Source organism: Denitratisoma sp. DHT3 (assembly GCF_007833355.1).
In the GTDB taxonomy this organism is placed as follows: Bacteria; Pseudomonadota; Gammaproteobacteria; order Burkholderiales; family Rhodocyclaceae; genus Denitratisoma.
This window is the reverse complement of record NZ_CP020914.1, coordinates 3264750-3286792: the sequence shown is the minus strand read 5'-3', so window position 1 is coordinate 3286792 and position 22043 is coordinate 3264750. Positions and strand designations below refer to the sequence as shown.

Here is a 22043-nt window from a genome sequence, read left to right as displayed (position 1 = left end):
CCGGAAACGCACTCGAATCCGAATCTATTTCCTCACGGACCATTGAAAACAATGCGGCCGCCAGCGGCCGGACGCCGAGGCAATCTCGTGATCAACAGACAGCCCCGGCCGCGTGGCGGCCGGCCCGGCGGCCGCTGAAAACGCAGTCCGCCAGCGAGAGGCCGCTGATGTAGGTGTGGGAACAGATGCCGACCGCGCTGCGGCCCGCCGCATACAGCCCGGCGATGGTGCTGCCGTCCTCCCGCAGCACCCGGCCGCTGGCCTCGTCCACCCTCAGACCGCCCAGGGTCAGGGAAAAGCAGGGGTTGCCGGCGGCGCCGATGCTGACCTCCACGGCGTGCCAGGGCCCTTCGGCGAGCACGCTGCGATAGCCGTCCGGCTTGCGGAATTCGTCCTCGCGGCCGTCCTCGATGCGCTGGTTGTATCCGGCCAGGGTCCGCGCCAGTTCCGCCGCGTCGATGCCGAGGCTCGCCGCGAGGCCGTCCAGCGTCGGCGCCGATGTCCGGCAGCGCGCGAGGTACAGCCAGCCCATGATCTTCTGGGCGACGGGCATTGGCTGCTTCATATCGTTGCGCACCTTGTCCAGGGTTTTCTGGTCCAGGATCAGCCAGCCCCGCCCCGCCGTCTGCTCGATCATCCGGTCGGCCACCGTCGCCCCGTACAGCGCCTCGTTGCAGATGCGGCGCCCGTCCGGCCCCACCAGCACGGCATTGAGGAAATGCACCGGCGGCGCATAGAAGCGCCAATAGGTGAGCCGGTCCATCTGGCCGACGGCGCCGCCCATGCTCTGGCCCAGCTTGATGCCGCTGCCGTGGCACTCCTCGCCCAGGGGCATCGGCGAGTAGACCTTGCCCCGCGTCGCCTCCGCCACCATCTCGCGATTGAAGACGAAACCGCCGCTGGCGAGAATCAGCCCCCGGCGGGCCCTGACCGTGAACGTCGCGCCGCCGCCGCCGAAGTGGCGCGCCAGGCGGCGGATGGCGCCGCCGGTGCCCGGCATGCCCATCATGAAACCGTTGGCGACGCGATTGATGAGGCGGCGAACGCTCAAGAGCGGGCCGCCGACCCGCCGGCAGCGCAGGCCCAGCAGCCTCCCCTGGGCATCGGTCAGCAGTTGGAACGCTTCGCAGTGATCGATGACGCCGACCCGCTCCCGCAGGCGCCCCTTGAGCGTGCCGATCAACGCCTTCATCAGTCCGTGGCCGGTGGCGTAGCCGCTGGCCTGGACGATGTGGCCGCGCGGCGCGGGATCGGCCTTGTCCGAGAACGGCGCATAAGCCTCGTTGCCGGAGTAGTACAGCCCCCAGGCACCGCCGGGAAAGGAATTCTTCTGGGTCATCAGGTGGCTGGAGAAGCGCGCACCCTGGGCTTCGAGCCAGGCCAGGTTGGCGGCGCTGCCGTCGCAGAAATCGCGCAGCGTGCCGTCGGCGACGATGCCCGCCACCTGCTCCTTCAGGTAGCGGAACATGTTGTCGGGATCGTCCTCGATGCCGGCCTCCCTCTGCTGGCTCGTGCCGCCGCCGGCATACACCACGCCGCCGGAAATCGCCGACGCGCCGCCACCGTTGAGCCGGTCCAGCACCAGCACGCCGGCCCCCTGGTCCGCCGCCTCGATGGCCGCCGCCGCGCCGGCGGCACCCAGTCCCACCACCACGACATCCGCCGTCCGGTCCCAGGCGATGTCATCCGCCGCGACGGCGGGCGCCTCGACAAAATCAAAAGTGTTGCGTACGTTCATCCTTCAAACCTCGCTTGGTCGCCGGCTATGCCGGTGAGTGGGTCTTGAGCCAGTCCTTCAGGGCGGCGTTCATGCGCGTTTGCCAGCCCTTGCCGGTAGCCTTGAAGGCTGCCACCACGTCGGCGTCGTAACGCACGGTCAGCGCCTGCTTGGGGGTTTCCGCCTTCGGGCGGCCACGGGAAAGCGCCTTTCGCAGTGCGGCAGCGCCCTCTTGCGTCGACACCGGCCGCTCACCGATTTTCCACTCCCCCTGCTCGAAGAAGTCATCCGTCAACTCCGGCGCGTCGTCCGGATCAATCCAGGGCTTGGGCGAATTTTTCGATTTCGCGTTCATCGGCTTTCATCATGCTGACCCGGGCCCCGCTCGGTGAGGGTCTTGGCGCACTTGTCCGGATCGAAATCGATCTGCATGCCGATTATTGTAGTTACAGAAAATGAGGCGATCAAAGATTTTCTGTAACTACAACAACCGCAATGCCAATGCCTGAGCAAGCGAGGGCAAGGAAGTTGCCCGATTGGGCCGGCCCGCCCCCTTCCCCGCGGGGCCGCCGCTATTTCATGAAGCGCGCGACGCCCGCCCTGAATTTGTCGCCGTAAGGTGCCCGCATGCCGAACACGCTGGACAGGTCCACCCGGGTCTGACGGTAGATCGACTTGGCGTGGGAGAACTGTCGGAAGCCGTCGCGGCCGTGGTAGGCCCCCATGCCGCTGGGGCCGACACCGCCGAAAGGCAGGTTCTCGCAGGCGGCATGGGCGCCGATGTCGTTGATCGCCACGCCGCCGGAGATCGTCCGCTTCAACACCCGCTCCACCTCCGGGCCGGAAGCCGGGCCGAAGTAGTACAGCGCCAGCGGCCGGTCGTGGCGGTTGATGTAGTCGATGGCTTCGTCCATCTGGCGGTAGGTCTTGATCGGCAGCAGCGGACCGAAGATCTCCTCCCGCATGATCAGGCGCTCGTCGTCCGGGTTGATGAACAGGCGCGGCATCATCTTGTGCTGGCCTTCGGGCTGGACGGCGAAGGACTCGCCGGCCGGATTGATCTCCACGCACTGGACGCCGGCCGCCAGCGCATCGTCCACATAGCGGTCGAGGCGGTCGAAGTGGCGCTTGTTGACGACCGAGGTGTAATCCGGGTTTGCCAGCAGCGTGGGAAAGAGCTTCGCCGCCGCCTGCTGCAGGGCCTGGATCATCGCCTCCAGGCGCTCCTCCGGCACCAGCAGATAATCCGCGTTGATGCAGGTCTGCCCGGCGTTGGACAGCTTGAAATCCATGATCTTCACCGCCGCGTCGGCGAGATCGGCTTCGCGGCTGATGATCACCGGCGACTTGCCGCCCAGTTCCAGGGTCAGCGGCACCAGATTCTTCGCCGCCGCCGCCATCACGTGCTTGGCGATGGCGCCGGCGCCGGTGAACACGAGGTGGTCGAAAGGCAGCTCGGCGAAGGCCGCGCTCACCTCGGCACCGCCGGTCGCCACGGCGATTTCCCTCTCGTCGAAATAGCGCGGGAACAGCGTGGCGAACTGGTCGGCGACGCGGGGCGTGAATTCCGAGGGCTTCACCATCGCCCGGTTGCCCGCCGCCAATGCGCCGATCAGGGGGCCCATGGCGAGATAGATGGGAAAGTTCCAGGGCACGATCACCCCGACGGAGCCGAGCGGCTGATACTGGATCCAGGCCCGCCCGCCGAGCAGCGTCTGCAGCCAGGGCAGGGACCGCTTCTCGTCCTTCATCCACGCCCCGATATGCTTGTGCGTGGCCCGCACCTCAGCGATGGGCACCGCGATTTCGGTCAGGCGTGCGTGCTCCATGGATCGATGGCCGAAGTCCGCGCAGAGGGAATCCAGCAGCGCCTGCTGGTTTTCCCGCAACAGCGCGGCCAGGCGATCGAGGCGGTCGAGGCGGGTCTTGGCGTCCGGCAGCCCGGCAGCCAGAAAGTCGGCCTTCTGCCGATCCAGGGTCTGGCGCATTTGATCCGGTGTCATTGCGATGCTCCTTATTGGTTCTCAGGAAAACGAAGGACCGCCCCGAGTTTTCCTTACCCTCTCGATGGGGTGTGGAAACGGGATGCGTCGTTTCCCGGGGGTAGTCAAATTCCGCCGAAAGGCAGGTCCCCCGAGGGCTTCAGCGAGGCCGTGCCGTGGCGCGCCTCCAGTTGGGCGAGGTCCCAGGCCAGCAGGCGCCGCAGCAGTTCCGTCAATGCCAGGAACAGCGGCATGGGCTGCATGGTGCGCAGCTTGTCCTCCATGATCGGCAGCCAGCGCCCCGGATGGCGGGCGATGAAGTCGCGCCGCGCCAGGCGATAGGCGACGGCGGATTCGCCCCGCGCCTCCAGCAGGTGTTCGCCGTAGGCCAGGAAATGGAGGAAATTCAATTCGGTGGTGAGGTGGTCCGGCAGTTCCTTCTGCTCTTCGGTCAGGGTCAGGCCGAAATGGGTGTAGAAGCGCACCGCCTCTTCCATCACCTTCATCTGCGGCCCGTATTGCAGGCCACCATTGAGGGAGCAGCCAGTACCATGGGCGCCGGCGTCGAACAGCCGGGTGTATTCGACGGCCAGGTCATCCAACGCAGCGGCGGGGTCGGCCAAGGCGTCGATGTTCAACTCCTGCAGCAGCGCCGGCGCCACGGCATCGCACAGGCGCTTCACCTGCGCCAGCAGGGCACCGCTCCTGAGACTTCCCACCAGTTCGGCGTCCGGGTAGGCGAAGCACTCACCCAGCAGACCGTAGAGATAGCTGCAAGCGGCGGCCGGCGATGCCAGGCCGTCGATGATTTCGGTGTCGGCCACGGCGTTCAAAATACGATCACTCCCCGTGCATTGAGGCCGGACTTCAGATCATCGAAGGCCTGCGGCGCCTCGTCGATGCGGTAGGTGCGGGTGATCATCGCGTCGAGGTCGAGGCGCTTGGCCAGATAGAGTTCCAGCAGGTTGGGCATATCCACCTTGAAGTTGGTGTTGCCGTACATGCAGCCGACCACGGTCTTGGCGTCGGCGGAGAAGCCGCAGGCATTGAGGGGAAAACTCTCGGTGTAGTGGCCGATGCCGATCACGCAGACCGTGCCGCCGCGCCGCGTGGCCGCGTAGGCCTGTTCCATCACGGGCACCTTGCCCGTCACCTCGAAGCTGTAGTCGACGCCCCAGCCCCCGGTCAATTCCTTGATCGCCGCGACGGGATCGTCCTTGGCATTCACCGTGTGGGTGGCACCGAAATGGCGGGCGTATTCCAGTTTGGAGTCCAGCATGTCCACCGCGATGATGCGCTTGGCGCCCACCAGGCGCGCGCCCTGGATCGCCGACAGGCCGACGCCGCCGCAGCCGAACACCGCCACCGTGGCGCCGGCCCTCACCTTGGCGGTATTGACCACGGCGCCGACGCCGGTCATCACGCTGCATCCCACCAGGGCCGCCCGGTCGAGGGGGATGCCGCGATCGATCTTCATCGCGCTGATCGCCGGCACCACCGCGTATTCGGCCATGCAGCCGAGCATCGCCATGGCGCCGATCTCCCGGCTGCCCAGATGCAATCGGGTGCTGCCGTCCAGCATCCGTCCCTCGGGCGAACCGGCGGCGCAAAGATGGGGCTCGTGGTGGTCGCAGAAAAAGCATTCGCCACAGGCGGGAATGAAGGACAGCACCACGTGGTCCCCCACCGCCAGCGAAGTGACACCGGGACCCACCGCCTGCACCACGCCCGCGCCCTCATGGCCCAAAACCAGAGGCACGGGCATCGGAATCGTGCCGTTGAGCACGGAAACGTCGGTGTAGCAGACGCCCGCCGCCGCCATCCTGACCATCACCTCGCCGGCGCGCGGCGGGTCCAGGGTGACGTCCTCGACGCTCAGTTTTCCGTAGTCCAGGGCTAGGGCGGCTTTCATGGCGAACCTTTCGGAGGCGGTGGGTGTGGTGGATGGGCTGAGGTCACCCGCGAAAACCGCGGGTGCCGGGAAGGCCGGCGTCAGGTCTCGGACGCCAGCATCTGCACGACGGATTGCTTCAGGGCGACGAGTTCGCGCTTGAAGGTCGGCCGCCGATGGGTGATCAGGCGCATCAGCGACAGGCCCTGCAAGGTCGCCAGGGTGAAGTTGCGGGCGGTCTCCAGCTTGGGCACGGGGAGGTCGAACTCGCCGAAAAACTTGTCCCAGACGATGCTCATCTGTTTGTAGGAGAGGTCCTCCTGCTGGCCGATGATCTTGGCGTTGCTGCTGGCCCGGTTGTGGATGATCAATTCGTTGAAGGCGAAGGCCGCCGGCTCGTTGATGTATTTCCAGGTAACGTCGACCAATGTCTCGACCCGCTCCGGCAGGGTGGCGCCGGCCTTCTTCAAGGCCGCGTCGAGAAGTCCGCGGTACATCTCGGCATTGCGCTCGACGACCGCGAACAGCACGGAGTCCTTGTCGCCGAACTGGTGGGCGATCGCGCCCCAGGTGACGCCCGAGCGCGCCGCGATGCGCGCCGCGGTGGTGTTGTGCAGCCCTTCCTCGACGATGCAGTCGATGGCCGCCTGGATCACCTTCTCCCGGGTGGTGGCGCTGCGCTCTTCCTGGGTCCGACGGCGGCCGAGCGGCCTCCTGCCCGATTCCACTGTAGTCATTTTCGTTCCAACCTCGCCAATGAACATTGCAAGCCGTCGATTTTAAATGGCACCGATGGCGGCCGCCGCCACCGCGCTCGACGACTTGGAACCCCCGCGCTGCTCTTGCATGGCCGATGGAACGTCATGCTATACTCGCCGAAAAAACAAAGCAAGTGCACGGGATGTTTTTGTGACGGGGTATGGAGGAGGAGATAAAAAATGAATGCCACACAACAGCTTTTCGACCTGACCGGCAAGGTCGCCCTCGTCACCGGCGGCAGCCGCGGTCTGGGCAAGGCCATCGCCCTCGGTTTCGCGGCGGCGGGCGCGGACGTGATCGTCACCAGCCGTACCCTGTCTTCGCTGCAGGAAGTCGCCGGGCAGATCGAGGCCATGGGGCGCCGCTCGCTGGCGATCGCCTGCGACGTGAGCCAATGGGCGGAAGTGGATCGCCTGGTGGCGACGGTGTATGAGAAGTTCGGCCGCTGCGACGTGCTGGTCAACAATGCCGGCATCGTCCAGACCATGACCCCGCTGACCCAGACCAGCGAGGAAATGTTCGACCGCTTCTACGGCGTCAACACCAAAGGACCGATGCATCTGGCGGCGGCCGTGGCCAACCGCATGATCCCGGCCGGCGGTGGCGCCATCGTCAACATCGTCACCATGGGCGGCCTGCGGCCCGCCGGCTACCTGGCCCTGTACTGCTCCAGCAAGGCGGCGCTGATCGCGCTGACCCGCAGCATGGCGGACGAATGGGCGCCACAGGGCGTCCGCGTCAATGCGATCGCACCGGGCCCGTTCCTGACCGAGATGATGGAAGACCTGGAGCAGCAGTCGCCCGGCTTCATCAAATACTCGGAGGACGTGACGATGCTGAAGCGCGCCGGACAGCCCGAGGAAATCGTCGGCCCCGCGGTGTTCCTCGCCAGCCAGGCATCGAGCTACATGACCGGGCAGACCATTTCCGTCTGCGGCGGCGCCATTTGACGCCTTTCCATTTGTCGAACTTGAGGAGCACCACCCCATGGTGACCCGCGAACAGACCCAGGCCCGGATGGACATCATCTCGGCCGGGATGATGAAGCACACCCCCGAGCAGCGCTACACCGTCGCCGACCGGCTGGAGGAATGGGCCGAGCGAGCGCCCGACAGCCCGTTCCTGATCTGGAACGACCGGCCCCTGAGCTACGCCGAGGTCAATGCCCAGGCCAACCGCTACGCCCATTTCGCCCTGGCCGAGGGGCTGCGTCCCGGCGACGTGGCGGCCGTGCTGATGGAGAACCGGCCGGAATTCCTCTACATCTGGTTCGCCCTGGCCAAGATCGGCTGCGTCTCGGCGTTGATCAACAACCAGATCAGCGGTGACGCCCTGCGTCACGCGCTGGCCACCACCGGCAGCCAGCGCCTGTTCGTCGGCACCGAATGCCTGGGGCGCCTGGCGCACACGGCGGACATTCCGGACAAGCTCACGACCTACGCGGTACCCGACGACCAGCCCCGTGACGTCCCGGCTTCATGCCGCGTGCTCGACCGGCAACTGGACGCGCAGCCCGCCGCCAACCCGGACCGCTCGCTGCGCGACGGCATCATCGGCCAGAGCACCCTGTGCCTGGTGTTCACCTCCGGCACCACGGGCCTGCCCAAGGCGGCCAAGGTCACCCATGCCCGCTGGCTGGGCGTCGGCGAAGGCTGGCGCGGCTTCCTCGGTCTCGGCCAGGACGACGTGTTCTATTGCGTGCTGCCGCTCTACCATGTGGCGGCCCTGATGTCCCTGCTCTCCAACGCGCTCGCCAGCGGCGGCCGCGTGATCCTGAAGCAGCGTTTTTCCGCCAGCCGCTTCTGGCAGGACGTGCGCCACTACGGCGTCACCGTCGCCCAGTACAGCGGCGAGATGTGCCGCTACCTGTTCAACCAGCCGCCCCATCCGGACGACCGCAGCCACAAGCTGAAAGTCATGACCGGCTCGGGCCTGAGTCCGACGATCTGGCAGGCCTTCCAGGACCGCTTCGGCGTCACCCAGATGATCGAAGGCTATGGCGGCACCGAGCTCAATGTCGGCATGATGAACATCGACAACCGCATCGGCTCCTGCGGCCGCATTCCGTTCAGGGAACGCAGCAACGCGCGGCTGGTGAGGTACGACCGCGACAACGACTGCTACATCCGCAATCCGGACGGCACCCTGATCGAATGCGGGCCCAATGAGGTCGGGGAAATGCTGGGCATGATCCTCAACGTGCCGGGCATCACCGGCGGGCGCTTCGACGGCTACACCGACCCGGAGGCCACGGAGAAGAAGATCCTGCGCAACGCCTTCCAGCCCGGCGACGCCTGGATGCGCAGCGGCGACCTGTTCCGCCGCGACGAGGACGACTACTACTACTTCGTCGACCGCATCGGCGACACCTTCCGCTGGAAGAGCGAGAACGTGTCCACCACCGAAGTCGCCAACGCCCTGAGCGACCTGCCGGGTCTGGAAACGGTCACGGTCTACGGCGTAGCCATCCCCGGCCAGGAAGGCCGCGCGGGCATGGCCGCCCTGGTGATGCAGCCGGGGCAGCGCTTCGACCCGGCGGTCTGTCACCAGCTCGCCCGCGGCACCCTGCCGAGCTACGCGATTCCGCTGTTCGTCCGCGTCAGGATGGATGCCGACATCACCGCCACCTTCAAGCTGCGCAAGGTCGATCTGCAGAAGCTGGGCTACGCCACGGCGGCCGGCGACGAACTGTACGTCGCCGATGCGGCGGCCGGCCGCTACGTGCCCCTCACCGAAGAGAGCCTGTCCCGCCTGGGCATTCCGCCCCAACCGCCGATCTGACGAAGGAGCGCGCCCGATGGCAATGGACCAGGAGCGGCGACTGCGGACAATCGAGGACCGCTTCGCGATCCTCGACCTGGAGGCCGAATACGCCTACGCCTGGGACATGGGCACACCTCGCCAGTGGGCGGACGTTTTCACCGAGGACGGCGTCTTCGAAATGCTGCCGACCGGCCACACGCCGCACACGCGGATCGAGGGGCAGGCGGCGCTGGAAGCTTTTTGTTCTCAGATTCGGCAGCACTGGTCCGGCCTGCATTACATGCATCCGCCGCGCCTCAAGATCGAAGACGACCGGGCCGAGTCGGTGATCTTCTTCGAGTTCCGCCACGCCATGCGGACGGATACCCATGTCCGCCAGGGCGTCACCGCCGGCCATTACCGCACCCACTACGTTCGCACCGCCGCAGGCTGGCGCATCCGGGAGCGGGTCGAGCAGGCGATCGGCGAGGAAACCAGCCACTTCTACCCGGCCAGCATTCCCTCGCCTTAGTTCTGATCGCTGTTCAGCCGCGCTGTGAGGAAATGTTCCCCCCGTCCACCACGATCTCGGCGGCGGTGATGTAGCTGGCCTCGTCGGAGAGGAGGAAGCGCACCACACGACCGATTTCCGCCGGTGCGCCCATCCGGCCGAGCAGGATGCGCTTTTCGTAAGTCCCCTTGGGCAGCGCATCGACGGAAGGCTGCAGCATCGGCGTGAGAATCTGGCCCGGGGAGATCGAGTTGATGCGGATGCCGTCGTCGCCGAGACGATCGGCCAGTGAACGCACCAGGGACAGCACCCCGCCCTTGGCAGCGGAATAGATCGGATTGATCCGGTTGCCCAGGGTGGCGTTGATGGAGGCGAAGGCCACCACTGCCGAACCGGGATTGGTCTTCAGGTCCGGATACAGCGCCTGCACCAGCAGTGCCACCGGGCGCAGATGGATATTGATCCCCTGGTCCCAGTTCTCCGGTGTGACGCCTTCCAGGGAGCCGATATCGACGATGCCGGCGGCGTGCACCAGACCGCCGATGGAACCCAAAGCCTGGCGCGACTTCTCGATCGCGGCGGAATAACCCGCCGGATCGCCGATGTCCAGCCCCAGGCCGATGGCGGCCACGCCGTACTGGCCGCGGACTTCGTCGGCCACGGCGAGCGCCCGGCTTTCGTTGATGTCCCAGATCGCCACCGGCCGCCCGACCGCGGCCAGGGCATGGGCGGAAGCCCGGCCCAGGCCGGAGGCCCCGCCGGTGATGATGACGCCGGTGGCTGGCGATGCGAGCGCAGGCTGCATGTTCATGTCAGTGTGTGAGTTCATAGTGGATAGGTAGGCTCTTGTAACCGCCCATGATGTTGGACTGGATGAGCTTGGGGTCGCCCCCGAACTCGACATGGCGCAAGCGGGGAATCAGCTTGCCGAAAAAGGCATCCATCTCCGCGAGCGCCAGTTGCCGCCCGACGCAGCTATGGATGCCGAAACCGAAGGCCAGGTGCCCCTCGACCTTGCGATCGACGCGGAACGCGAAAGGATCGTCAAAGCAGGTCTCGTCACGGTTGCCCGAGACGTAGAACAGGGCCACCGAATCGCCGGCCCGGATGGTGGCGTCGTGCAGAGCGAAGTCGGCGGTGGCGGTGCGCATGAAATGCTTGACGGGAGAAACCCAACGGCATATTTCACCACTGGCGTTGCGCAACAACTCGGGCGAGGGCGAACGCAGCTTTTCCCGTTCCGCGGGGTTCTGGATCAGGGCATGCATGCCGCCACTGATGGACCCGGAGGTGGTGTCGTGGCCGGCGGTCACCATGATCAGGTAATAGGACATCGCCTCCAGGGCATCCATCGGCTTGCCATCCACCTCAGCGGTGGCGATGGCGCTGGCCAGGTCGTCGCCGGGATGGGCCCGCTTCTCCGCCAGCAGACGCCCCAGATATTCGAGGAATTCGGGGATCACATCGGTGCCCCCCAGGTCGGAGCGCTGCAGGTCCGGATCGCTGGCGGCCAGCAGGTTCTGGGTCAATCGCAACAGGTGGGGCGCATCCTCCTCCGGCAGGCCGAGAAGGGAGAGGATCACATGCAGCGGATACCACATCGCCACCTCTGCGGCGAAATCACATTCGCCACCCTGCGCCGCCATCTTGTCCACGAATCGCCCGGCGATCGTATCGACCCGATCCAGCAGTTTCCGCAGGCCGGAACCGACGAACCAGCGGGAAGAAATTTCCCGGTATTTACGGTGGTCCGGTTCGTCCATGTCGAGGATGGTGCGGATGCCGTAGCGGCGACCACCGAACATCTTGGCCGAGGCCGCCTCGGCCTTGCGGGTCTGTAGGGTCAGGCGCGGCTCGTTGATGAAAATCTCGTGGTTCTTTTCGATCAGCTTGATGTCGGCGTTGCGCACCACGGCCCAGAACGGCCGATAAGGCTCGCGATCCACCCAGGTGACGGGCATTTCATTTCTCAATCGGGAAAACTCGGCCTGGATCCGGGCTTCGTCCAGATAGGCCTCCGGGCTGGAAATGTCGATCTCCGACGGAAGTATGGGAACGGACATGATGGAACTCCTTGCTCTCTTGGGGTTGCACTGGCCCGTGATCGGGCTCTGGTCGATGCCTTGTTGTGGGCAGAACCGGCCGGCATCTTCACCGGAACTGTCCTGGGCCGGGCATTCGCCGCATCCGGCCACGGATGCTGAGACAGGGGCGGCGCCGCGACTGCTCCTGTCGCGGCGCCGCCGTTCGCTACGTCAATAGTTGTAGATCAGGTCGATGCCGTAGGTGCGCGGCTCGCTCCAGGTGGTGACCTGGTCCGCGCTGGTGTTGGTCAAGTTGAAGTTGTGATACTTCTTGTCGCCCAGGTTCTTGCCCCACAGTGCGACGGTCAGGTCACCCTCGCCCCTCGGCCCCACCTTGATCTGGGACAGGGCAATGCGCCCATTCACCACGTCGTACTTCGGTGTCGTGATGTACTGCGCCGACACCGGATTGCTCAGATCGATCGGGGTCGACTGGGAATCCTTGTGGGCGAAGTTCAGGCTCGCATCGAGCTTGCCGGGCAGACCCAGGTCGGGGAAGCGGTAGTCCAGATTGACCGAGTAGGACACTTTCGGCACCACCAGCTTGCGCAGCCGCGAAATATCGGTGCCGTAGGTGGGGCTGGTCGGGTCGGTGTCGATCCACCGGGAGTAGGTGTGATCCAGCCAGGTGGCACTGGCCGACACGCGGAAGCGCTGGGTCACCATGGCCGTCACGTCCAGTTCCATCCCCTTGTACTTGGACGTGCCGACGTTCTCGATCGCCCAGATGTTGCCCGGATGCACCACCGTCTTCTGCTCGTTCTTGTACTCGCTCTGGAACACCGCGCCATTGACCCGCAGCCGGCGATCCAGGAATTCGCCCTTCAGGCCGAGTTCATAGGAGGTGATGGTCTCCGGGTCGAAGCCCTTGGCGAAACCCGCCGCCGTTCCCTGCTGGTCGTCGAAGCCGCCCGTGACGTAGCCCTTGGCCACCTTCGCATAGACCATCAGGTCGTCCTTCCAGTGGTAGTTGAGCGACACGGTGGGCGTGGTCTTGGAGAAGGTGTTGTCCCCCGCCACGTTGGTGTAGGCCAGGGGGTTGGGCGCCGAGAACAGCAGGTTGTATACGCCGGTCGCCGGATCGGTCGTGACGAAGTAGGTGGTACCGCGCAGATTGGTGCCGACGGCCTGACGGTGGTCGCGCGTGTAGCGGATGCCCGGCACGATCTCCAGCTTGCGCTCAAGGATGTCGGGGCGCCAGGAAACCTGGCCGAACACCGCCCAGGTGTCGTTCTTGGCGCTCAGTGCGCGCCGCTCCAGGGACAGCATATCGACACCGGGTCCGGTGCCGGCGTAGAACATGCCGCCATCGGGAACAGTGAAGAAAATGCCCGGCCCCTGGCTTTGATGACCCTTCTCGGTGGCGTAGTAGAAGCCGGTGGTGTATTTGAAGTTCGGGCTCACGTCGCCCAGCAACTGGAACTCCTGCGACCAGGTCTCGTTGTAGACCACCCAGGGATGATCCTTGCCGTCGAACGGTGCCACCGGCGTGGTGAAATTGACGGCCATGCCGTCGCTGCGCACCAGATACGGGTTCCCTGCGCTGCCGACGCCGGTGTAATAGACGTTATTTGTTGCATCCCGTGTGATCATATCCCGCTTCGTAGCTGGCCACTCTTTCGAGCAAGAGAAGTGATGCGTGGTCTGATTGAAACCTTGAAAGCGAAGCAAGCGACATGAGTGAAGTCCACGCCCAAGCCCGAACGACCCCTCGAACGCGAACAGAGATCAAGCAGTCATCCGCATCGCTGGCTGAGTTGGCAGAACGCTACAACATCAGCGTAGCGACCGCGCGTAAGTGGAAGCGGCGCGATAGTCCGGAGGATTTATCGCACCGCCCGCACAAGCTCTGTACCACGCTGACGCCTGCGCAAGAGGCGATTGTCGTGGCGTTACGGCGCCTGACGCTGCTGCCGTTAGATGACCTGGTGGCTGTGGTGCGCGAATTCATCAATCCGGAAGTCTCGCGCTCGGGACTGGATCGCTGCTTGCGCCGCCATGGCGTGGCCAACCTGCGCCAACAACAAGCCGAGGCACTGGCCGATGCAGGCGAAATCCAGCCCTCTGTCAAAACCTTCAAGGATTACGAGCCAGGCTTCCTGCACATGGATATCAAGTACTTACCGCAGATGCCCGACGAAAAAGAGCGGCGCTACCTGTTTGTGGCTATCGATCGCGCCACACGCTGGGTGTTCATGCATATCTATGCCGATCAAAGCGAGCGTAGCAGCGTGGATTTTTTGAACCGCCTGGAACGCGCCGCACCGATGAAGATCGTCAAACTGCTCACGGACAACGGCAGCCAGTTTACCGACCGCTTCACAAGCAAAAAGCGTGAGCCCACAGGACGCCACGTCTTTGATGTACGCTGCGCGGCGCTGAACATCGAGCACCGCCTGTGCCCGCCACGCCACCCGCAGACCAACGGGATGGTCGAGCGTTTCAATGGCCGAATCAGTGAGGTGGTGAGCCAGACCCGATTTGCTTCAGCCGCTGAGTTGGAGACGACGCTTGCGCGCTATGTAAAAACCTACAACCAGCAGATTCCGCAGCGCGCACTCAACCATCGTTCTCCCATTCAGGCGCTCAAGGAATGGCAGCAGAAAAAACCAGAATTGTTCAAAAAACGTGTTTATAACCAGGCGGGACTAGACAGTTATTCTTGGTGTCCACCTTGCGATAACCGGTGATGGAACGGAAGGTCAGGGTCGGGCTGACGTCCCAGTTGACGGTCAGGTTGTGGCCTTCCGCGATGTTGCGGTTCTTCGGCATGTGGAAGGGTACGTTGAGCGAAGTCAGCTTGCTCAGGCTGCAACCGTTGATCATTGATGAGACGCGCGGATCGATCGGGGCGATCATCGGCAGGGTGCTCGACATGAACGGCACCAGGCACTGGTTGGGCACGTCGATGGAGTCGGTCTGCGAGCGGTCGTAGCCGTAGTCCACCATGACGTTGTTGGAGGCCCGCCAGCGCAGGTCCAGGCGCCAGGAGTCGGCGGTCTTCTCGCCCAGTTTCGGGCCGTTGGGCGCGGAGTTCTTGATGCCGATGTTGTCACGTTCGCTGTGCAGGTAGGAGATCTTGGCCGCGAAATCGTCGGTCACCGGCACGTTGACCACGGTCTTGGACAGCCACTGGCCGTGCTCGGCGACGGTGACCTGCTGCTTGAAGCCGAAACGGCCCAGCTCCGGCCGCGCGGTGACGATGTTGATCGCGCCGCCGGTGGCGTTGCGCCCGGCCAGCACGCCTTGCGGTCCCTTCAGCACTTCGATGCGCTCCAGGTCGGCGCCCGCCAGGTTCAGGCCGGCCAGTTGGGTCAGGGCCACGCCGTCGAGGTGGATCGCCATCGGGATGGGCACGCTGGTCTGGATCGAGTTGGGTACGATGCCGCGGATCGACGGGTAGAGCATTTCGCTGCTGCCCGGGTAGCTGTCGATGGTCAGGCCCGGCACCTGGGCCTTGATGTCGGACAGGCTGATGATGCCGGCCTTCTCCAGCGCCTTGGTGTTCAGCGCCTGCACCGAGATCGGCACGTCCTGCAGATTCTCCGAGCGCTTCTGTGCCGTGACGATGACTTCCTCCAGCGCCGCGCTCTGGGCATGGGCCGCGCTCATGCCAAAAGCCATCAAGCCGGACACCAGGAAGGGGATGGGACGAACCGAAAAACACTTTTCCTTGCTGCGCATGTTTCCTCTCCTTTTATAAACGTTTATAACGTTCGGTATGTTTTGAAGCGGACCAACGGGATTACGGATTACTGGAGATCATGGGGGTGAAGCCTAATCGTTACCGGTTACCGCGAACTGCCAGATGCTCAGGGTGCTGTCGCCAGCGTGGAGACCTTGACCACCTGGGCCTGGAGGTCCGGCACCGGCAGTCGGGTTCTCGACCAGCGAAGAATCATCGATCCTTCGAGATGCCCCAGGGTATCGATCCAGTTGGGGACGCCGGGATCCTTCGCAGCGATGACGACTCTAACACTCCCATCCGCTTCATACCGCGCCGTCTCGTTGTTGTAGTGGGAGCTGTGTTGCGTATACGTCACAGGTTCGAACCAGTAGTTGGTGATCGCCAGCCCCCAATAGGGAACCTCCGCGGGCTTGAAGGTCACGACCAGGGCCTCGTCCTCCGCGAGGCGGAAATATCCCGAGGAGAAACGGTGGCCGACCGGCATCTCGGGAGCTTCTTCCTCGCCCTTCTGTTTCTGCTCTTCCTCGAAAACGAAGAAACGGTTTGGCGGCGCGGCGCGGCGTTGATCGACGATGGCCTTCCAGATGTTGACCGAACGCGCCACATAGACCGAGGTGCGGCTCATCGCCCGGCCGACCTCCTCCACCGTGAGCGGCGGGCGGCCGCCCTTGGCGCCGACCCGCTCGATGTGGAAGGTCGCGTCCTTCGTCTTGCGCCAGTCGTGGGTGTATTGGCGGATGAAAAGCACCGTGGCTTCCGGCGTGGTGCGAATCCAGTTGCCCGGCTGGGGCTCGGGGGACAGCATCAGCTCATAGCCGCCATCCGGATCGACCTTCAGCTCGGCCTCGGTCATCGCGCCGACCACGGCGCTGCCGCTGTCCAGGCCGATCTTGCCGGCATAGACGGTGAACTCGATGAAAGGCGCCTCGCCGCGCCGACCTGTGATGCGATAGGTCTTGCTGCCGTCGAGCATCGCCTGGTGGTAGTGGGCGTCCGCGTTCTCGCCCTCCCCCACCGTGGTGGGCGTCACCAGTTGATAGACCTCGGGGAAATCCGTATTGCCATATTCCAGGCTGGCCTCGAAACCCATGCGGATCATGCGCACCAGCTTGCGCAGCCCTTCGGCCTGGACCAATTCATCCGCCGGGGTCGCATCCTGCACCAGCACGGCGCCCGCCTGCTTCAATTGATCGCAAAACGCCTCCCATGCCGCCACGCTCTTCTGCTTGGTATTGCTCATCGAAACTCCTTTGGGAAAAACGAAGGGCCGCCCCGGATTTTCCTGCCCATCGGGGGAAGACCGCCGCGATGCGGCGATTTCGGGGTCGGCTTTCTGGGTTTTGGATTGATCCGACGCAAAAGCGGTACCGGCATCACAGAATGCCAGTACCGCCAGTCCTAAGAAAAGAAAACGCCGCATCAACCTTCGTTGGGGACGTGGAAGTAATCCTGGTAGAAACCGTAGCGCTGCCGCTCCTGCGCGGGGTTTACGCCAAATTGTTCCGGCGTGTAGCGGTGGATGCCATGGCGCTCCTTGGGCTTGTTGACGATGAAGTCCCGCATCCTCTGCTCGGTGGCGGCCGACAAGGGCAGATCGAAGTGAGCATAAATGCGCTTGACCATCGCCAGCTGGTCCTTCACGAATTCGGAGAACTGCATGTCGAAGGCATTCACCGCCTTGCCACTCCTTCTGAACTCGACGAAGCGGCGCATGGCCTTCTCCCAGGTCTCGCCCCAGAACTCGCCGATCTCCGTATCCTTGATCGAGTCGCTGCCCATGCTATAGGTCATCGAGACGTTGGAGAAAAACGAGGAGGTCAGCTTGATCGGATCGCGGTGGGTCATGATGATCCGGGCGTCCGGATAGACCGACATGATCGCGTCCAGGCCCCAGAAATAGCCGGTGCTCTTCAGCACCCAGCGCGCCCGGGGGGTCTTCCACTGCATGTACTGGAGCTGGCGCTTGTGGGTGCGATACACCGACAGGTTGCTGTCGTTCTCGACCCAGCGCTGGTAGGTGGGCGTCCAGAACTGGTTGGCGAAGATCTGGGTCTTGAAGTCGAAGGCATTGAGCATCAGGCACTCCTGGGCCAATTGGGCGCCCATTTCATGGATGGCCTGGTACTCGGGAATCAACTGCCCGGCGGTCCGCGCCAGATGGGCCTCGCAGTCGGCGATGCGCGGGTCCGTCTCATAGGTGGCCGCTTCCGGCGGCGGCGACATGTAGTTGCATTCCCAGGTCATCGGCACCCGGTTGTCCGGGTCCTGGGCCATCAGGTCATGCAAAAACGTTGAACCCGTGCGGGGCAGGCCCATCACGAAGATCGGCTTGACGATCTTCACGTCCAGGATTTCCGGATGGCGCTTGATGTCGTCGGTGACCCGCAGCCGATTCGTGAGGTGGCGCAGAATCTCGCCGAAGGCGATGATGCGCCCCGTCTTGTTCAGCCGCGCCTCCTCGTTCAGCCCCTTCAGGAACAGCGTGAGGCCCTCCTTCCAGTCCGCCTCGTCGCCGAAGTCGGACAGGCCGGTCGCCTCCCGGGCGGCGGCCAGCACGGCTGCCTCCGTCAGCTCCACGTCGGGCACTTTGGAATAGTCGAAAGTCGATTGTGCGCTGGTCATGCTGTTTCCTCCTCCTTTGTATTCTTGCAAAACGTCTCTTGGCGAGAGCGCGACAGGTTCAATGATTTCCTCCGGTCGGCAACTCCAGGGTCGCGGTGCCCTTGACGTGATCGCCCAGACTGTTGGCACCCCGCAGGTCGAATGTGACGATCCCCTTGCCATCCACCACCTGTTTGTCGGTGACGGATGCGGACAGGGTCATGGTATCGCCGACCACGTTGGGCGTGCCCAGGCGGATCGCCACGCCGGTCACACGCGCGTCGGGGCCGGCCCATTCGCCCAGGTAGCGCCCGCACAGGCCGTTGCTGGTGAGCACGTTCATGAACAGATCCTTGAGGCCGGCACGCCTCGCCGCCGCCACTTCGTGATGAATGTCCTCGAAGTCGCGGGTGGCGATCGCGCCGCCGACCACCAGGCGCGTCGTGACGTCGATGGACCACGGCGGCAGCCGCTCACCCACCGCGACCTCCTCATAGCGCCGGGTGGTGGCGTTCCTCACCGGCGGGGCGGGACGGGCCATGGGATCGGGCATGGACACAAGCTCGGAAACAGCCTCCGCCGGTCCGGCCTGCTGCTCCTGCCCGGTCCGATGCCGCGCCCGCTCTTCCGCCGTCGTCTCGCGGGGCTTGAAATGGAAGGTGCGGAACGTCCAGGTGCCGGCGGGCTCGCCCCGCTGATTGGCGAACTCGGTGAGCGCCGTGAGGAAGTAACCCGAACCCAGTCCCGTCGTCTTCAGGTCGGAAATCTCGACCACCGACAGGGTGCCGCTCAACTGCTCGCCCAGCCTCAGAGGCCGCGGGTAGCGTTCCTCGGTGTAAGCGCCGATCGTGGAAGCGTAGCCCGTATCGGCCAGCAGTTTCATGGCCTGGCTGCGCGGGCAGCTTGGATCGGGGACGCGCGGAACGTTCCCCGCCAAAGTCCACACCCCCAGCATCGACGGGGGCGCCACGACCTCGCCATACGGCGAACGGGCCGCCGCGTCCGGGTCCGTGTAGATCGGATTCGTCTCGCCAATGGCGTCGCACCAGTTGCGGATGGTGGGCTGATTGACCGGATCGCGTGCCCGCTGGGGCGTGCCTTTCCGCCCGATCAGGGCGCGCAGCCGCGTCAGCAGTTCGGCCTCGTCCATGTTCGACATCTTGCTTGTTCCCTCGCTCGTCATCAGTGAATCTTCTCGATCTCCACCCGCGTCGCCCGGTCGGTGGAGCCCGGCGTGTGTTCGGTTTCCCTGGGCTGGATATGGAAATAACCGCCCGCCAACTGCAACGGATTGATCGGGTTGGGCGTCACCGAGGTATAGGTGGTGCGGCCCTTGGACATGAAAGGCTCCCAGGCGTGGTACACGGTGACCTGGCCCGGTCGGTGGGCCGGCGCCACTTTCGCCATCAATTCGGCGGAGCTGACGTCGTTGAACAGACGCACCCGGTCGCCATCCTTGATGCCCCGCGCCGCGGCATCCTCGACGCTGACGTAGATCACCGGCTGGCCGCGGTTCAGCTGCTGCATGTGGCGCTGGTCGCGCCAGGAGGAATGGATCGACCAGCGCGTATGGCCGCCGGTGAGGTGCAGCGGGTACTTGCCGCCGATGTCGGGCGGGTCCTTATGCACCGGCAGTACCTCGCCCAGTTCCTCGTAGAAGGGATGGTCGATGCAGAACTGCATGCGCCGGGTCAGGGTCGGCCAGGGCATCTTCTTCTCGGTGTGCCACAGGCCGGCGGTGATGGTTTCGTTCTCCTTCACGTCGGTCGCGTTGCCGATGTTCAGGTAGTCGTTCTCGCCCAGCGCGGTGAAGCGCTTGAAGCCTTTCTTCTTGAGCTTCTCCCAGTTCACGTCGCCGACGTTGGTGGATACGTCCAGGATCAGATCGAGGAACTCGGCGATGTTGTTCTCCGTGTAGCGCCCGCCGAAAGTGAATTCGTCATAGACGTCGAAGGTACGCTCCTCGCCGTGGCGATCCTTGAAGTGCTTCAGACCCCGCTCGGCGGCGCGGCGCTGGATGGTCTTCAGAATCAGGCAGTGGATTTCCCAGTCGGGCTTGGCCTCGGCGATCGGCTCCGCGGCGCGGGTCACCACCTGGGAGAAGGGCGACAGGGGCGTGGCCCAGGTGATGTCGTCCTTCTCGTACCAGGCGGCGGCGGGCAGCACGTAGTCGCTGTTCAAGGCCGTGTTGCTCATGCGCCAGTCGATGGTCACCATCAGGTCCAGGGTCGGCAGCAGGCGGTCCGCCACCTTGTCGAAGGCGCGGAAGCGGCGCAGGATGTTGCCGCCGGCCTCGAACAGGATGCGCGGCCGGGCGGTGGGCTTCGCCTGCCAGCCCTTGTCCACCGCTTCCTTCATGTAGGAATCCAGCGGACGCTTCATTTCCGGATCCCATTTCTCGCTTCGGCCGTAGGTGTCTTCCATGCCGCCCAGGTTATAGAGCCAGAGCAGGCTGGCGATGGATTCGCCGGCCTTGTACTTCTCCCGCCCCAGGTCGAACATGGTCATCTCGGTGGTGTAGCCCTTCCATTTCCGTTTCAGGATCTCCGGCGCCATGGACAGCCCCAGGGCCGCCAGGGCCAGCTTGGGATTGCGCTGGCCGCTGGCCTGGGACAGGGCGCCCACCGAATCGACCGAGAGGTAGGGGAAGCCCATGTAGCCGGCGCCCTTGCGCCCCATCTGCCCCGCCAGGGCGAAGCAGAGGATCTGTGCCCGCTCCATCTCGATGCCGTGATAGAACTTGGAAAAGTTGGACTGGGTGACGCAGGTGGCGGCGCGCGCCTTGGCCAACGCCCGGCCCAGATCGCGGATGGTTTTCGGGTCGGTGCCGCAGATATTCACCGCCTTCTCCGGCGCGTATTGCTGGAGGTGCTGGCGCAGGCGGGCGAACACCGGCGTCACCTTGAGCTTGCCGGCCACGCCCTGCACCTCGAACTCGCCTTCCAGGGCCGGGTCCAGCTTGTCCAGCGCGAGGGTGGTCTGGGAAGCCAGCACCGCGGCCTTGCTCGTACTGTCGTAGAAATAGAAACGATCCTCGGCGCCACCCGACTTCATGTCGGATTCGCGCAGGAAACGCCCGTTGTCGACGCGCACCAGCAGGGGCAGATCGGTCTGCTCCTGGACGAACTTGCGGTTGTAGATGCCCTCCTCGATCATCACGTGCGCCATCGACAGGCCCAGGGCCGCGTCGGTCGCCACCTTCACCGGCACCCACTGGTCGGCATGGACCGCGGAGGCCGAATAATCCGGGGCGATGGTGATGATCCTGGCCCCGTTGTAGCGGGCCTCGGTGATGAAGTGGGCGTTGGGAATCTGGGTGTAGATCGGATTGCCGCCCCAGATGAAGATCAGGTCGGAATGGAACAGATCGTCCGAGGAACTGCAGAACGTCATCTTGCCGATCGTCACCCCGAGACCGGGCCGATGGTCCCCGATCTCGGTGTTCACGTCGAGCACCGGCGTGTCCAGCACCAGCGTGGTGCGCAGCATCGCCAGGCCGGCGCCGCCGTTGGTCTGCGCGGTGCCCTGGTCCCAGACGATGGAACCGGGGCCGTCGCTGCTGATCATCACGTCGATCATCTTGTCGGCGATATCGGTCAGTGCCTCGTCCCAACTGACCCGCCTCCAGCCGCCGCCGCCGCGCTCGCCCACCCGCTTCAAGGGGTGGCGCAGGCGCGACTCGTCGTACATCCGTTCCGAGTAGCAGGCGCCCTTCTGGCAGCCGCGCGGATTGTAGTCGGGAATCTTGGGGTCGATGGGCTCGTAGATGCCCGCCTGCTCCTCGCGCCAGACCACGCCGTCCTTCACATACACGTTCCAGTTGCAGCCGCGCTGGTACCAGCAATTGACGAAGTGGGTGCCCTTGGCCACGCTGTCCCACTTCCACTTGCCCCGATACACGTCCTCGAAGCCGGTGTAGGTGACCCCCGAGAATTTGAAGGGAGTCGCCGTCCCGGTGCTGCCTACGCCACCTTTCCACTGCAACTGCACAAGGGAAAGGGCCAGGGCACCGCCGGAAAGGGCCAAGGCGCCACCGATGAAACTACGCCGCGTCAATGTCATCGCCGT

At 64.6% G+C, this 22043-nt stretch carries 18 protein-coding genes; 4 read left to right on the top strand and 14 right to left on the bottom strand.

What is annotated here, in order from left to right:
- Positions 1-91 precede the first annotated feature (91 nt).
- From B9N43_RS15190 to B9N43_RS15165, 6 genes are all read right to left on the bottom strand, one after another.
- Positions 92-1738 (bottom strand): FAD-binding protein, encoded by a 1647-nt coding sequence (locus tag B9N43_RS15190; RefSeq protein WP_145843039.1) that lies wholly within the window; start codon positions 1736-1738, stop codon positions 92-94.
- A gap of 25 nt (positions 1739-1763) precedes the next feature.
- The gene (locus B9N43_RS15185) at positions 1764-2072 is read right to left on the bottom strand and encodes a BrnA antitoxin family protein (protein WP_145843038.1); all 309 of its coding nucleotides are present in this window, start codon (positions 2070-2072) and stop codon (positions 1764-1766) included.
- Positions 2073-2289: 217 nt separating this feature from the next.
- Positions 2290-3720 carry a coniferyl aldehyde dehydrogenase gene (locus tag B9N43_RS15180; protein WP_145843037.1) on the bottom strand — a complete coding sequence of 477 codons (1431 nt, stop codon included), beginning with the start codon at positions 3718-3720 and terminating at the stop codon, positions 2290-2292.
- 104 nt (positions 3721-3824) lie between these two features.
- A complete protein-coding gene (locus B9N43_RS15175) occupies positions 3825-4523 on the bottom strand; it encodes a molecular chaperone TorD family protein (RefSeq protein ID WP_186453858.1) in 699 nt (232 codons plus the stop codon).
- A gap of 5 nt (positions 4524-4528) precedes the next feature.
- Positions 4529-5611: a Zn-dependent alcohol dehydrogenase gene (locus B9N43_RS15170; RefSeq protein WP_145843035.1), complete on the bottom strand. Its 1083-nt coding sequence runs from the start codon at positions 5609-5611 to the stop codon at positions 4529-4531.
- Positions 5612-5691: 80 nt separating this feature from the next.
- Positions 5692-6327 (bottom strand): TetR/AcrR family transcriptional regulator, encoded by a 636-nt coding sequence (locus B9N43_RS15165; protein WP_186453857.1) that lies wholly within the window; start codon positions 6325-6327, stop codon positions 5692-5694.
- A 201-nt stretch (positions 6328-6528) separates the two neighbouring features.
- Here B9N43_RS15165 and B9N43_RS15160 point away from each other — a divergent pair, with 201 nt between their 5' ends.
- From B9N43_RS15160 to B9N43_RS15150, 3 genes are read left to right on the top strand one after another with little or no spacing between them, the layout of a single operon-like run.
- Positions 6529-7299, top strand: coding sequence for an SDR family NAD(P)-dependent oxidoreductase (locus B9N43_RS15160; RefSeq protein WP_145843032.1), 771 nt, complete (start codon positions 6529-6531; stop codon positions 7297-7299).
- Between the two features lie 37 nt (positions 7300-7336).
- Complete coding sequence (locus tag B9N43_RS15155; protein WP_145843031.1) at positions 7337-9130, top strand: long-chain-acyl-CoA synthetase; 1794 nt, start codon at positions 7337-7339, stop codon at positions 9128-9130.
- A 16-nt stretch (positions 9131-9146) separates the two neighbouring features.
- Complete coding sequence (locus B9N43_RS15150) at positions 9147-9623, top strand: nuclear transport factor 2 family protein (RefSeq protein ID WP_186453856.1); 477 nt, start codon at positions 9147-9149, stop codon at positions 9621-9623.
- A 13-nt stretch (positions 9624-9636) separates the two neighbouring features.
- Here B9N43_RS15150 and B9N43_RS15145 read toward each other — a convergent pair whose 3' ends face one another.
- The 3 genes from B9N43_RS15145 to B9N43_RS15135 form a co-directional block, all read right to left on the bottom strand.
- Positions 9637-10413 (bottom strand): SDR family NAD(P)-dependent oxidoreductase, encoded by a 777-nt coding sequence (locus tag B9N43_RS15145; protein WP_145843029.1) that lies wholly within the window; start codon positions 10411-10413, stop codon positions 9637-9639.
- Position 10414: 1 nt separating this feature from the next.
- The gene (locus B9N43_RS15140) at positions 10415-11665 is read right to left on the bottom strand and encodes a cytochrome P450 (RefSeq protein ID WP_145843028.1); all 1251 of its coding nucleotides are present in this window, start codon (positions 11663-11665) and stop codon (positions 10415-10417) included.
- A 192-nt stretch (positions 11666-11857) separates the two neighbouring features.
- Complete coding sequence (locus tag B9N43_RS15135) at positions 11858-13279, bottom strand: TonB-dependent receptor (protein WP_145843027.1); 1422 nt, start codon at positions 13277-13279, stop codon at positions 11858-11860.
- Positions 13280-13362: 83 nt separating this feature from the next.
- Here B9N43_RS15135 and B9N43_RS15130 point away from each other — a divergent pair, with 83 nt between their 5' ends.
- On the top strand, positions 13363-14376 hold the full coding sequence (locus B9N43_RS15130; RefSeq protein WP_145843025.1) for an IS481 family transposase: 1014 nt from the start codon (positions 13363-13365) through the stop codon (positions 14374-14376).
- Here the strand turns inward: B9N43_RS15130 and B9N43_RS15125 are convergent.
- The 5 genes from B9N43_RS15125 to B9N43_RS15105 all read right to left on the bottom strand — a co-directional run bounded on the left by B9N43_RS15125 (position 14306) and on the right by B9N43_RS15105 (position 22037).
- Complete coding sequence (locus B9N43_RS15125) at positions 14306-15370, bottom strand: TonB-dependent receptor (RefSeq protein WP_145843024.1); 1065 nt, start codon at positions 15368-15370, stop codon at positions 14306-14308. The genes B9N43_RS15130 and B9N43_RS15125 overlap by 71 nt on opposite strands.
- A gap of 128 nt (positions 15371-15498) precedes the next feature.
- Complete coding sequence (locus B9N43_RS15120; RefSeq protein WP_186453855.1) at positions 15499-16614, bottom strand: DUF1214 domain-containing protein; 1116 nt, start codon at positions 16612-16614, stop codon at positions 15499-15501.
- Positions 16615-16793: 179 nt separating this feature from the next.
- Entirely contained in the window at positions 16794-17996 is a 1203-nt protein-coding gene (locus B9N43_RS15115) for a sulfotransferase family protein (RefSeq protein ID WP_186453854.1), read from the bottom strand.
- A gap of 58 nt (positions 17997-18054) precedes the next feature.
- A complete protein-coding gene (locus tag B9N43_RS15110) occupies positions 18055-19134 on the bottom strand; it encodes a MaoC family dehydratase N-terminal domain-containing protein (protein ID WP_186453853.1) in 1080 nt (359 codons plus the stop codon).
- Positions 19135-19157: 23 nt separating this feature from the next.
- Positions 19158-22037: a molybdopterin-dependent oxidoreductase gene (locus B9N43_RS15105; protein WP_145843020.1), complete on the bottom strand. Its 2880-nt coding sequence runs from the start codon at positions 22035-22037 to the stop codon at positions 19158-19160.
- Positions 22038-22043: the final 6 nt, after the last annotated feature.

Excerpts from the sequence above, each read along its gene's own strand:
- B9N43_RS15190 (WP_145843039.1), bottom strand. The coding sequence starts at position 1,738 with ATGAACGTACGCAACACTTTTGATTTTGTCGAGGCGCCCGCCGTCGCG.
- B9N43_RS15185 (WP_145843038.1), bottom strand. The coding sequence starts at position 2,072 with ATGAACGCGAAATCGAAAAATTCGCCCAAGCCCTGGATTGATCCGGAC.
- B9N43_RS15180 (WP_145843037.1), bottom strand. The coding sequence starts at position 3,720 with ATGACACCGGATCAAATGCGCCAGACCCTGGATCGGCAGAAGGCCGAC.
- B9N43_RS15170 (WP_145843035.1), bottom strand. The coding sequence starts at position 5,611 with ATGAAAGCCGCCCTAGCCCTGGACTACGGAAAACTGAGCGTCGAGGAC.
- B9N43_RS15165 (WP_186453857.1), bottom strand. The coding sequence starts at position 6,327 with ATGACTACAGTGGAATCGGGCAGGAGGCCGCTCGGCCGCCGTCGGACC.
- B9N43_RS15160 (WP_145843032.1), top strand. The coding sequence starts at position 6,529 with ATGAATGCCACACAACAGCTTTTCGACCTGACCGGCAAGGTCGCCCTC.
- B9N43_RS15155 (WP_145843031.1), top strand. The coding sequence starts at position 7,337 with ATGGTGACCCGCGAACAGACCCAGGCCCGGATGGACATCATCTCGGCC.
- B9N43_RS15150 (WP_186453856.1), top strand. The coding sequence starts at position 9,147 with ATGGCAATGGACCAGGAGCGGCGACTGCGGACAATCGAGGACCGCTTC.
- B9N43_RS15145 (WP_145843029.1), bottom strand. The coding sequence starts at position 10,413 with ATGAACATGCAGCCTGCGCTCGCATCGCCAGCCACCGGCGTCATCATC.
- B9N43_RS15140 (WP_145843028.1), bottom strand. The coding sequence starts at position 11,665 with ATGTCCGTTCCCATACTTCCGTCGGAGATCGACATTTCCAGCCCGGAG.
- B9N43_RS15135 (WP_145843027.1), bottom strand. The coding sequence starts at position 13,279 with ATGATCACACGGGATGCAACAAATAACGTCTATTACACCGGCGTCGGC.
- B9N43_RS15130 (WP_145843025.1), top strand. The coding sequence starts at position 13,363 with ATGAGTGAAGTCCACGCCCAAGCCCGAACGACCCCTCGAACGCGAACA.
- B9N43_RS15125 (WP_145843024.1), bottom strand. The coding sequence starts at position 15,370 with ATGCGCAGCAAGGAAAAGTGTTTTTCGGTTCGTCCCATCCCCTTCCTG.
- B9N43_RS15120 (WP_186453855.1), bottom strand. The coding sequence starts at position 16,614 with ATGAGCAATACCAAGCAGAAGAGCGTGGCGGCATGGGAGGCGTTTTGC.
- B9N43_RS15115 (WP_186453854.1), bottom strand. The coding sequence starts at position 17,996 with ATGACCAGCGCACAATCGACTTTCGACTATTCCAAAGTGCCCGACGTG.
- B9N43_RS15110 (WP_186453853.1), bottom strand. The coding sequence starts at position 19,134 with ATGTCGAACATGGACGAGGCCGAACTGCTGACGCGGCTGCGCGCCCTG.
- B9N43_RS15105 (WP_145843020.1), bottom strand. The coding sequence starts at position 22,037 with ATGACATTGACGCGGCGTAGTTTCATCGGTGGCGCCTTGGCCCTTTCC.